Raw genomic sequence first — 11,906 nt, 5'->3', positions numbered from 1 at the left:
AGCATCTCTTTCTTTCTGTACATCAGTCCGTGATAGCAGGTGCATCATAAATGAACACCCATTACTGCGCAATTTTTATACAGCACTCAGGACTGATTAAATTTGAACAACGGTAACAGGTAACGTTGTGCCTCTTCCGTGATGGTCTCAAAGTATTCTGGCTCAAGCGTTCGCCATAACCGTTGATACCAGACATCATCGCCTTCACCACGGACCATCATGTTACCTTCCCAGGCCTGAACAAATTTACTCCGCGCTTTCTGCAGTGAAGCGTCATCCGTTAACATCGCATCATTCTGCGCGTCATAACAGGCTTTTATCCACGCCCCGCCACTTTCAGGCAGCAGCAGCAGCGGCTTGTTCATCCCCTGACGGTAACCTTCAATGTACAAGGACAAGTAATGTAACGCCTGCTCCGGCTCCATTGGCGGGAAACGCCACTCGCCCTCCTTGCGTACAAACATCCGGCTTTCACCCTGGTTACCGCCAGCACTGTAGACAAGATGTTCGAGCCAGAGTTGCAAACCCTGTGAAACGCTCAGCATGGAAGGCCGCCAGCGCAGCAGCCCGTCCGGTTGAACCTGCGTCAGCCAGCCCGTCAGCTGGATACCGTTGCAGTTGAGGTCGATTTCGAGGCTTGTTCCCGGCTGTCGGCATTCGATAACACGCTCGGCAAGCGCCTTCATCTCTGTGCACTGCGCCTCCCAGACGATCTCCCCAAACGCACCATACGGTAATTGCCCCGCAGCGCGATAGCGGCGGAACAGTTTGTCAGCATCTTCCTGCTCCACCAGCGCATTCAGCAGCTGGAGGTTTAACTGATAACGTTCCAGCCCTTCCAGCGTAAACGGTTCTGCGTCAGGAATTTCGCTCTCTTCCGAGCGGAAATTTACCTGCAATCGCTGCTGGAAGAAGGCGCGTACCGGATGCGCCCAAAAACGCTGCAGCTGTTCGAAGGTCAGGGTTTCAATGGGCCGCGCGTCGAGCTCCTGAATGAAATCACTGTGCGCCTTCCCCTCTTTTTTCGCCGCGGGCAGCCACTCCTGGGCATAGCTCTGCAATTCGCTGGCGACGTAGTTCATCGGGTCAAACGGCATACGGCTGTGACAACAGGTGATATGCGCTTTCACCCGCTGGTCGCTCTCATCGCAGTTACGTTCTTCATCCCCCGGCAGGTAGTGGCTCTGTCCGATATAGTCCACCAGTTCCTGCACCAGAACAGAGGGAAAACGCTCGCTGTTGTCCTGAATCGACCGACCGATATAACTGATGTAAAGCTTGTTCTGCGCGGAAATAAGCGCCTCAAGGAAGAGGTAGCGGTCATCATCACGACGGCTACGGTCGCCCCGCTTCGGTGCCGGGCTCATGAGATCAAAGCCCAGCGGCGGCAGGGCTCGCGGATAAACACCGTCATTCATACCAAGCAGACACACCACTTTGAAGGGAATGGAACGCATGGGCATCAGCGTGCAGATATTGATCGGCCCGGCAAGGAAGCGCTGGCTGATACGCTCCTGATCGAGGCGCAGGGTCAATTCGTCCCGCAGAAGCGAAAGCGGGATCGCTTCGTTATAGTGGGCGTTCACCCCCTCATCGACTATCGCCTGCCACTGTGTTTCAATCAGCGCCATTGCGGCTTCCGTGTCACTGTCCGGCAGGAAGAAATCATTGAGCAGTTCCCGGCAAACCGGCAGCCACTCCTCCAGCGGACGCGGCTGCATTAGCGCACGTCGCCAGCGGTTAAGCTGCATCAGCAGTGAGGCTAAATGCCCAACCAGCTCCGCGATGAGCCCGCTGGACTCATCATAAGGCAGGACCTCGTTCCACTCGCCCTGGCTGCTTTCCATGGCATACCCCAGCAGCATACGCGTCAGACCAAACTGCCAGGTGTGCTGCCCGGTAGGGGGAAGCTCAAACTCCTGTACGTTGTCGTCATCGATCCCCCAACGTACGCCAGACTCGTTTACCCACTGACGAAGGTAGCGCAACCCCTCTTCGTTAATGTTAAAACGAGCGGCCAGCACGGGGACATCGAGCAATGCCAGGACATCTTCGGAAATGAAGCGGCTGTCGGGCAGTGACAGCAGGGTAACGAATGCCTGCAAGGCCGGGTGAGACTGGCGAGCCCGACGGTCAGAGATGGCATAAGGCAGGTAGCGCTCTCCCGTCGCACTGCCGAAAACGGCCTGAATAAAGGGGCTGTAGCTGTCGATATCTGCCACCATCACCACGATATCACGCGGTGTCAGGTCAGGATCGTCCTGCAGCATGGCGAGCAACTGATCGTGCAGGACTTCGACTTCACGCTGCGCACTGTGGCAAACATGCACCGTGATACTGCGATCGTCGGGATCCAGTCTCCGCTTCGTGTCGCTGCGTTCAAATTCTTCTGCCGTCACGCCCATCACCGCGCGATTTTCCAGATCCAGAATATCGGACTGGATATTGTGCAGCAGGCTGTCCGGCGTGATTTCAACAAACGCATCCACGTCGCCTTCGCCTGACGAGGTGATATCAGAGAGCATATGAATGTAGTCCCGGCCCAGCTTGCCCCAAGAGGCAAGCAGCGGGTTTGGCAGGTTCTGAATGCCCTGCTCATCAAAAAGCTGCGCGGCAGAGGCACTGTCTTTAAACAAGGGTACCGTGCGTTCTTCAAAGAGACGTCTCCGCTGGCGCGTCACAAGCCGCGAAAGCCACCGGTCATCCTGAATGTCGCCCCAGTAATGGCGGCAGGGGTTAGTAAAGAGAATATGGATGTCGGTGTGTTTTCCGAGCGCTTTAAGCGCATCCAGATAGACGGGTGGCAAGGCGGAAATACCGCAGATAAATACGCGGGAGGGCAGCCGGGCCGGTCGGTCAGTGCTATTTTCCAGTATGGAGATGAACCGTTGGTAGAGGTTCGCACGGTGCCACTTGGGTTGACCCAGCTTTTCGGTATGCTCCACCAGCGCTTTCCACAGCGGCGCCTGCCAGACCTGCGCCTCCGGCAGACCTTCCACCAGCTCACCCGCCTCCCAGCGAGTCAGCCATTCCGGACGATACACTAAATACTGGTCATAGAGATCCGCGGTACGTGATGCCAGCTGGAACAGCTTGCGTTTGTCGGTATCGTCATGCAGGTAGTGGCGCAGCATGGCAAACTCATCATGCGTGAGCATATCTGGCAAAAGCGCCATCAGCTTCCAGCTCATGCTCTGTTTGTTAAACGCGCTCTGCTCCGGGATGTCAGGCAACACGCGGACAAACATCTCCCAGATAAAGCTCGCGGGAAGCGGAAAATCGATATTCGCCGCGATGCCAAATTTACGGGAAAGCGACATCTGCAGCCATTGTGCCATACCGGTGCTCTGCACCAGCACCATTTCAGGCTCAAACGGATCGTCGAGCCGCTCGCGCTCAACGATAAATTCCATCAGCGCTTCCAGCACATCCAGACGATTTGAGTGGTAGACCCTTAACATAGACGCTCCCGACTACTGGCTAACCGGGCAATGCAGACGCGTCATCTCACCGCGTCGACCCAGAGGAGAAATAAGTGTAACCGTGATGCTGACACATCCAGACTGCGTTGTCTGCATCCGGTTTATCTGCCAGCCTGCTGGCAGCGCACCAGCATCCATCTGCGACTGCGTCCAAGTGATGTGCCAGAGCTGACGATACTGGCTAAACAGGGCAAAGCGGGAAGCCAGCGCCCGGTGATAGCCGGACAGTGCCGTTACGATCGCCACCAGCAGCATCATCGCCAGCAACACTTCGACCATGCTGAACCCCTTTTCATTCTTCACGGCAACCGACATAACGCACGCTCCTTTAGCGGGCAAAAATCACTCCAGCCATGAGGTAAAAAGCGTATGTGCCCGTTGACAATCTCCCCGCCACGCCAGAGCAACAGATCTCCATCTCCAGCGATGAGTAACACCTGCGACTCATTCAGTACACGCAAACATACACGTTGCGTTTGTCTCTGTTTGCACTGTACATCAGGCTGCAACGACCAGCGCTGAACGCGCCCCCACTCCAGCGCAGACTGCGTGGCTGCCTGCTGCTGGATGGCGCGGCTCTCGTCGCCAACCAGCATGGTAAATGTTATGAGTTGCTGGTTAAGGCCGGTCAGGATCAGTGTGCCTAACACCAGTAACAGCAGAACCAGCGTCAGTGAGGCAATCCCATTCTGGCGGTTCACAAGTTAAACCCCGTAACGCCATAGCGAACCTGGTAAGGGGCAGCGTGCTTATCATTCACCCCGCTGGCGGTCAGCTCGAGATATAACGCGGGCGCAAATCCCGGGTGCTCATGTTTACGTACCACAAATGTGTTGATCATAAGCCGGGCCGGGTCGGTAAGCTTCTCCCATCCTTTTCCTTCACACCCCGTCGCGCCACGCAGGGTTTCCAGCGCGCCTGATTCCAGACGAAACCCCGTACTTTCGTTATCCGATGCTGAGGTGTCCCAGGTGCCGTTACTGTTTGCATCCCACCGGACAATCACACAGCTTCCCTCCCTGCCGATGGTCAGGCTCTGCCCCTGACAATTACCCGCGCAATATCCCGCGCGTTGTAACTGCTTGCCAATCGCGACCAGGCGTTGCCAGATCTCTTCTTCACGCTCCTGCGCCCTGGATTGCAGCAAAACTGCCCGTTGCAGCTCCGGTAAAAAACGCGACGTGCTGAGTAACAGAATGCTGCTGATCGCCATTGCAACCAGCACCTCTGTAAGTGAGAAGCCGTGCTGGTTCATCGGCATGCATTTTCCCCTGTAACAGTGCACATCCTGATACGCCCTCCGTTTGAGACGACAATCATCCATTCTCCTGCCCTGCTCTGTACGCGTATCCGCCCTGCCCACGCCGTGTCCCTTAATCCATAGAATCCTAATGAAGGCGTAACCTCCCTTAGCACGACGTCAGGCCACAACGGTCTGAGCACATACGGGCTATTGTTCTCACAGCCCTGCACTGCAGAGCTCATCAAACAGGCGCCTCTGTCGTCCTGCTGAAGCGTGATCAGGTGGTCACGGTTGTGACGATTGGCATCGTTTCGCAGAAACACCAGATAGTCGCGGACCTGACAGGCGACCTGCCACAACCTCTGCCGCTGTTGCCAGTTGTCCCAGCCGGCGAGCCCTGTCGCGCTGAGGATAATAACCAGCGAAATGGCAACCAGAGTTTCGATAAGCGTAAAGCCGTGCTCTTTTTTCATGCCGGGAGTGTGGCGAAACGCCGTGAACATGACGAGCCGCAATTCGGGGTTTTACGAGGCGTTATCCAGAGAATGTTATCCGTTGCAACGCGTTGCACGCCGACTGGATAACGCCTCGGGGAACAGAGTACAGACGAAAAAAAACCGGCGCGTAAATGCGCCGGTTATGTAACGATTTGCTGTATCAGATTGCGACAGGCGCTTTGATGCCCGGATGCGGGTCGTATCCCTCAATCTCGAAGTCGTCAAAGCGGTAATCGAAGATCGATTCCGGTTTACGTTTGATAATCAGCTTCGGCAGTGCACGCGGCTCACGGGTCAGCTGGAGATGCGTCTGTTCCATGTGGTTGCTGTACAGGTGCGTATCCCCACCGGTCCAGACAAAATCGCCCACTTCCAGATCGCACTGCTGGGCCATCATATGTACTAACAGCGCATAGCTGGCGATGTTAAAGGGCAGGCCGAGGAAGACATCGCAAGAGCGCTGGTAAAGCTGGCAGGAGAGTTTGCCATCAGCCACATAGAACTGGAAGAACGCATGGCACGGTGCCAGCGCCATTTTATCCAGCTCACCCACGTTCCAGGCAGAAACGATAATACGGCGCGAGTCCGGGTCGTTTTTCAGCTGGTTCATCACGGTGGTGATCTGGTCAATATGGCGGCCATCAGGCGTTGGCCACGCACGCCACTGCTTGCCGTACACCGGGCCCAGATTGCCGTTTTCATCTGCCCATTCGTCCCAGATAGAGACATTGTTTTCGTGCAGATAGGCAACGTTGGTATCGCCTTGCAGGAACCAGAGCAGTTCATGAATGATCGAGCGCAGGTGGCAGCGCTTTGTCGTCACCAGGGGGAAGCCTTCTTGCAGGTTGAAGCGCATCTGGTGGCCAAAAATGGAGAGCGTGCCGGTTCCGGTACGGTCATTTTTCGGCGTGCCCTCGTCGAGCACTTTTTTCATCAATTCAAGATACTGTTTCATGGTTCCTCAGGAAAGTTGTTGCTGTGGACGACGACGATACGCCCAAATCATCATAATGGCACCCGCTACGATCATCGGAATGGAGAGGATCTGCCCCATGCTGATGTACTGTACCCACTCGCCGGTGAACTGCGCATCCGGCTGGCGGAAGAACTCAACGATGATACGGAACGCACCGTAGCCAATCAGGAACAGGCCGGAGACAGCCCCCATCGGGCGCGGTTTGCGGATAAACAAATTCAGGATGATAAACAGCACCACGCCTTCCAGCGCCAGCTCATAGAGCTGGGACATATGGCGCGGCAGAACGCCGTACGTATCGAAAATGGATTGCCACTCTGGATGCGACGGCAGCAGCGCCATGTCTTCCGCACGCGAGCCCGGGAACAGCATGGTAAAGGAAACGCTCGGGTCGACACGTCCCCACAGTTCGCCGTTGATGAAGTTGCCCAGACGGCCAGCCCCCAGACCAAACGGGATCAGTGGCGCGATAAAATCTGATACCTGGAAGAAATTGCGTTTGGTGCGTTTGGCAAAAATCACCATCACCAGGATCACACCAATCAGGCCGCCGTGGAAGGACATGCCGCCATCCCAGACGCGGAACAGATAGAGCGGATCGTTGAGGAACACCGGGAGGTTATAAAACAGGACATAACCAATACGGCCACCCAGGAACACACCAAGGAAGCCCGCATAAAGCAGGTTTTCGACTTCGTTTTTGGTCCAGCCGCTGCCAGGACGACTGGCGCGACGGCCGGCAAGCCACATCGCAAAAATGAAGCCCACCAGGTACATCAGACCGTACCAGTGAAGCGAAACAGGTCCTACTGAGAAAATGACCGGATCAAATTCCGGAAAATGCAGATAACCACTGTTCATCTGTCACCACAAGATGTTGTTATTCCGCTGAAAGTGGACAGCGGCAGAGATGCGCCCCGGCAGTCAGCAGAGGCTCCAAAGTTGCGAATCATAGCATAAGGCAGAGGCAGAGGATGCGTCAGAGATGTAAAAGATGTGTATAGAGGATGGTGCGGGTTGTTGCCCTCTCCCACGGGGCTGAGGGATCCCCACAGAAAAAGTGCGCACGAACGGCTCCCTCTTCTCCTGGGAGAGAGATAAAGGCTTCAGCGGCCACCGCGGATCAGACCGCCCATGCCACGTCGTTCCATAAATGCGGCGACCTGATGACGAACCTCCGTTGCCAGCTGCGCTTCAAGACTGCGCTCGGCCAGCTCACGGGCATCTCCGATGTCGATATGGCGTAGCAGGTACTTCACACGTGCGACAGCGCGACCGTTCATCGACAGATGTCGGTACCCCAGGCCAATGAGGATCGCAACGCACATTGAATCTCCGGCCATTTCACCACACAAACGCAAATCGATACCGTACTGTTCCGCTTCGCGGGCAATCATCGCTAACGCCCGAATGATGGCCGGATGCAGGCTGTCATAGATACTGGCGACACGCGTGTTGTTACGATCGACGGCCAGAATATACTGCGTCAGATCGTTGGTCCCGACAGAGATGAAATCGACCCGGTTTGCCAGCTGCGGCAGCATAAAGACCATGGAAGGCACTTCGAGCATCACCCCGATCCGCGGTTTGGGGATCGCATAGCCGATCATCTCTTCAACTTCGCGGCCTGCACGTTCGATCAACCGTCGTGCTTCGTCGATCTCATCGATGCTGGTGACCATAGGCAATAAAATGCTGAGGTTCCCGGTCGCCGCATTCGCGCGCAACATGGCGCGCACCTGGATCAGGAAGATCTCAGGCTGATCGAGCGTAATGCGGATCCCGCGCCAGCCCAGGCACGGGTTTTCTTCACTGATTGGCATATACGGCAGCTGTTTATCCGCCCCAACATCCAGGGTACGCAGTGTGACCGGTTTATCGTTAAACATCTGCAACATGCCCTGATACTGCGCGACCTGCTCCTCTTCGGAGGGGAAGCCGCTTTGCAGCATAAACGGGATTTCGGTGCGATATAAACCGATGCCATCAATGCGGCTACCGAGCTTCTCTTCATGCTCGGGGCTTAACCCTGCGTTGAGCATAACTTTGATGCGCTCGCCGCTTTTAAGCTGTGCAGGCAGGTCGACGTCATCTTCCGCCAGCTTGCTTAATTCATTCTCTTCACTGATAAGGCGCTGGTATTCCTGGAGCAGGACCGGCTCAGGATCGACCAGGAGCTCACCGCGATAGCCATCCACCACCAGCGTGCGTCGGTGCAGCACCGAGGGCTGAATATCGGCCCCCATAACGGTGGGGATACCCAGGGCACGAACCATAATAGCCGCATGGGAGTTAGCTGCGCCATCGCGCACCACTACACCTGCCAGCCTGTCCTGCGGCAGCTCCGCCAGCGTGGTCGCGGACAATTCATCGGCAACCAGCACAAAGCGTTTTGGCCAGGCATTCGGCCCCTGGATCGTGTCATCAAGGTGGAACAGCAGACGCTGACCGAGTGTACGTAAATCTCCCGCACGCTCTTTCAGGTAACCGTCTGTCAGTGCGGCAAATTGCTCCGCAAATTTTTCGATGACCTTTTTAACGGCCCATTCCGCTACGGCACCTTTATCAACCTCGGCAAAAAGCTCACGGCGCAGACGTGCATCGGAGAGCAGGTGCGAATAGAGGTCAAAAATGGCCGCCGTCTCTTTTTGCGCCCCGGCGGCAAAGCGTTTGCTGTAACGCCGAAATTCGTTAGCCGCCTCTTCCAGCGCCGCGGTGAGGCGCTCGCGCTCAAGCGCTTCATCCAGCGTTGAGGCTTCGTACACCTGTTCCATCAGCGGCAGGGTGGCGTCCATCCAGCCTTCAGCAATCGCCACGCCAGGCGAGGCCGGCAGCGCACGAATACGCGTGTGACGGTACTGCCCAAACAGGGCGGCAAGCTGAGACTGAGAGAGGATCGCAGCCATCTGCGTGGCTAGCGTCACGAGGAAAGACTCTTCGCTTTCGTCATACTGACGCAGTTCGCGCTGCTGAACGACCAGTACGCCAAGCAGTTGACGACGCTGGATGATCGGTACGCCCAGGAAGGCGCGGAAACGCTCTTCTTTTACGGAGGGAATGTATTTAAAGCTGGGGTGCTTTTGCGCGTCGGCAAGGTTGATGGGTTCAGCCAATCGCCCCACCAGGCCTACGATACCTTCATCAAAGGCGAGCGTAACGGTACGACCACGTGGTTTTTTTAAACCACGGGTCGCCATCAGGTAGTAGCAACGTCGGTCATGATCGGCCAAATACACCGAACAGACTTCAGTTTCCATCGCAAGACAGATGTCAGTTACCAGAATATTCAGCGCCTCGTTCAGACGAGGCGCACTGGCCACTTTCTCGACTATTTCTCGCAAGCGGGTGAGCATGATTTGCGTAGCTTAACCTCTTTTACGTCGCCAGGCAGGTGCGCTCTGCGGCTTAGGCGGGATCTCCTGAAGCTGCATGACAACACTTGCGAACTCTTTCATCACCCTACGGTAAACATCGCGTTTAAATGACACGACCTGACGAACAGGATACCAGTAACTCACCCAGCGCCAGCCATCAAACTCCGGCGTACTGCTGGTTTGCATATTGATATCTGAATCGTTGCCCACCAATTGCAACAGAAACCACTTCTGTTTCTGGCCGATACAAACCGGCTTTGTGTCCCAACGCACCAAACGTTTCGGTAACTTGTAACGCAACCAGTTGCGGGTCGAAGCCAGGATGCGAACATCTTTTCGGCTTAAACCGACCTCTTCAAACAGCTCCCGGTACATCGCTTGTTCTGGGGACTCCCCTGGGTTGATCCCGCCTTGCGGAAACTGCCAGGAGTGCTGACCATATCGCCGGGCCCACATCACCTGGCCCTGACGATTACAAATTACTATTCCTACGTTCGGGCGGTAGCCATCGTCATCAATCACCGGACTACCCCAAACTAAATCTGATATATGAATGATTGTTTCACACTACAGGGAGGCGGTAAACCACTCTCTTACAGGCCTGCAACCTAATAACATTTGAATAACTCACAAATATGCGCAGAGTTATAAACAGATAAGCGGCAACAAGGGCAATTTTATTCACCTTTTCTGTGGATATAGTTGTGAAGAAGTGTGGAATTACCGATGAACAACCTGAAGAGCCCTTCGCTACACCGTGTCACCCGCTGAAAACATTCCTATAATATTCATTTAATTAGCTCTGTTTTTAGCGCCCCAGGAAGGAATTACGTGACGATCATCACACCTATGATCGTTATGCTGATGAAAGATCGAACAGCGTCGGTTTTATCCACAGATTGTGCCAATAAGTTAGGCACAATTTGTGTGAAAATTCGATTTTCGTCGCACGTCAAGGCTGTAAATTGAAACAGTAGTCAGGGTTATTCCCAGTTATCCCACTTTTCTGTGGATAACATGGTGTAAGATCCTGTTTATTGTCAGTGACCAGAATTGAACAACCCGTTTTTCACTTCTGAAAGGACGGTCGCGCATAACTAAAAAAACCTAAAAATCATGCACATGGCATATTCGTACAGAAAAAGTTAAACTCTATCCACAGGGGATAGTTTCTTAGTTTATTTTTTAATCAAAAGGTTGCCGTCATGCTTGCGCTTTCACCCATGCTTTCTCCGCCAACAAGCGAAGCCCAGCTGCTTGGGCAGGCCCAGCGTCTGGCGGGCTTTTCGCTTGGCGAACTGGCAGCGATGGCAGGGTTGCCGATCCCAAAGGATCTGAAACGGGATAAGGGCTGGATCGGCATGTTGCTTGAACAGTGGCTGGGGGCAAGTGCGGGAAGTAAACCCGAGCAGGATTTTGCGGCTCTGGGTGTTGAGCTAAAAACCATTCCCATAGACCGTCTGGGAAAGCCCCTTGAAACCACCTTTGTCTGCGTGGCGCCGTTAACCGGGAATACCGGCGTGACGTGGGAAACCAGCCATGTACGCCATAAACTCAAGCGCGTGCTCTGGGTTCCGGTAGAGGGTGAACGCCAGATCCCGCTGGCTGAACGCCGGGTAGGCGCGCCGCTGCTCTGGAGTCCCGATGAAGATGAAGAGCGACAGCTAAGGCTGGACTGGGAAGAGCTGATGGATATGATCGTCCTTGGGCAGGTAGAGCGCATCACGGCCCGACACGGAGAAGTTTTACAGTTGCGTCCGAAAGCGGCCAACAGCAAAGCCCTCACCGAGGCTATTGGCGCCAAGGGTGAACCGATACTCACGTTGCCGCGCGGCTTTTATCTCAAAAAGAACTTCACAGGTGCGCTGCTGGCTCGCCATTTCTTACTGAAAACATAGTTTTTTACTCATTTTGCGAACTATCAAACATAATCGACGGGGATTTAAGATTTTCCCCCTTTCTCCTTTCGATATATCAGGTTAATACTACACTATGATTTGATACGAGCCAGGTGAGGACGATAACGATGAAAAAATGGGCAGTGTTGATTTCAGCAGTGGGTTTAGCGTTTGCGGTATCGGGCTGTAGCAGCGATTACGTTATGGCGACGAAAGATGGCCGGATGATCCTGACCGACGGTAAACCTGAAGTCGACGATGATACCGGCCTGGTCAGCTACCATGACCAGCAGGGTAATAAAATGCAGATCAATCGCGACGAAGTTTCGCAGATTATCGAGCGATAAACAAATAAAGGTCAGTGGCTTGCTGGCCTTTTTGATTTTTTTCTTCCCCTTTTGCTTCCCCTCTGCCATGTTTATATTCCTTTGTCGGG

The 11,906-nt window shown here is 54.6% G+C and carries 11 protein-coding genes and 1 pseudogene; 3 read left to right on the top strand and 9 right to left on the bottom strand.

The features are described from left to right. Positions 1 to 86: 86 nt before the first annotated feature. From recC to rppH, 9 genes are all read right to left on the bottom strand, one after another. Complete coding sequence (gene recC / locus AC2FAK_RS05290) at positions 87 to 3,461, bottom strand: exodeoxyribonuclease V subunit gamma (RefSeq protein ID WP_095454973.1); 3,375 nt, start codon at positions 3,459 to 3,461, stop codon at positions 87 to 89. A gap of 12 nt (positions 3,462 to 3,473) precedes the next feature. After that, complete coding sequence (locus AC2FAK_RS05285) at positions 3,474 to 3,797, bottom strand: prepilin-type N-terminal cleavage/methylation domain-containing protein (RefSeq protein ID WP_095454972.1); 324 nt, start codon at positions 3,795 to 3,797, stop codon at positions 3,474 to 3,476. Then, positions 3,782 to 4,183 (bottom strand): DUF2509 family protein, encoded by a 402-nt coding sequence (locus AC2FAK_RS05280; RefSeq protein WP_095454971.1) that lies wholly within the window; start codon positions 4,181 to 4,183, stop codon positions 3,782 to 3,784. Before AC2FAK_RS05280 ends, AC2FAK_RS05285 begins: the two co-directional genes overlap by 16 nt. Continuing rightward, positions 4,180 to 4,743, bottom strand: a complete 564-nt coding sequence (locus AC2FAK_RS05275; RefSeq protein WP_095454970.1) for a prepilin peptidase-dependent protein — start codon at positions 4,741 to 4,743, stop codon at positions 4,180 to 4,182. Before AC2FAK_RS05275 ends, AC2FAK_RS05280 begins: the two co-directional genes overlap by 4 nt. Beyond that, a complete protein-coding gene (locus AC2FAK_RS05270) occupies positions 4,734 to 5,198 on the bottom strand; it encodes a prepilin peptidase-dependent protein (RefSeq protein WP_023620429.1) in 465 nt (154 codons plus the stop codon). The genes AC2FAK_RS05275 and AC2FAK_RS05270 overlap by 10 nt, the downstream gene beginning before the upstream one ends. A 184-nt stretch (positions 5,199 to 5,382) precedes the next feature. After that, positions 5,383 to 6,177 carry a thymidylate synthase gene (thyA, locus tag AC2FAK_RS05265; RefSeq protein ID WP_013098550.1) on the bottom strand — a complete coding sequence of 265 codons (795 nt, stop codon included), beginning with the start codon at positions 6,175 to 6,177 and terminating at the stop codon, positions 5,383 to 5,385. 6 nt (positions 6,178 to 6,183) lie between these two features. Further along, positions 6,184 to 7,059 carry a prolipoprotein diacylglyceryl transferase gene (lgt, locus tag AC2FAK_RS05260; RefSeq protein WP_014833123.1) on the bottom strand — a complete coding sequence of 292 codons (876 nt, stop codon included), beginning with the start codon at positions 7,057 to 7,059 and terminating at the stop codon, positions 6,184 to 6,186. A 245-nt stretch (positions 7,060 to 7,304) separates the two neighbouring features. Beyond that, positions 7,305 to 9,551, bottom strand: a complete 2,247-nt coding sequence (gene ptsP / locus AC2FAK_RS05255) for a phosphoenolpyruvate--protein phosphotransferase (protein ID WP_095454969.1) — start codon at positions 9,549 to 9,551, stop codon at positions 7,305 to 7,307. Positions 9,552 to 9,563: 12 nt separating this feature from the next. Further along, positions 9,564 to 10,094 carry an RNA pyrophosphohydrolase gene (gene rppH, locus AC2FAK_RS05250; RefSeq protein ID WP_013098553.1) on the bottom strand — a complete coding sequence of 177 codons (531 nt, stop codon included), beginning with the start codon at positions 10,092 to 10,094 and terminating at the stop codon, positions 9,564 to 9,566. A 442-nt stretch (positions 10,095 to 10,536) separates the two neighbouring features. Between rppH and AC2FAK_RS05245 the strand changes: the two are divergent. The 3 genes and pseudogenes from AC2FAK_RS05245 to AC2FAK_RS05235 form a co-directional block, all read left to right on the top strand. Continuing rightward, positions 10,537 to 10,623, top strand: a pseudogene (locus AC2FAK_RS05245) (hypothetical protein); the annotation flags it as partial. Between the two features lie 154 nt (positions 10,624 to 10,777). After that, the gene (gene mutH / locus AC2FAK_RS05240; RefSeq protein WP_095454968.1) at positions 10,778 to 11,470 is read left to right on the top strand and encodes a DNA mismatch repair endonuclease MutH; all 693 of its coding nucleotides are present in this window, start codon (positions 10,778 to 10,780) and stop codon (positions 11,468 to 11,470) included. Positions 11,471 to 11,598: 128 nt separating this feature from the next. After that, a complete protein-coding gene (locus tag AC2FAK_RS05235) occupies positions 11,599 to 11,817 on the top strand; it encodes a YgdI/YgdR family lipoprotein (protein ID WP_013098555.1) in 219 nt (72 codons plus the stop codon). Positions 11,818 to 11,906: the final 89 nt, after the last annotated feature.

This window comes from Enterobacter cloacae complex sp. 394F7, assembly GCF_057320385.1.
The sequence above is the reverse complement of the archived record's forward strand: the minus strand, read 5'-3'. Positions and strand labels throughout refer to the sequence as shown.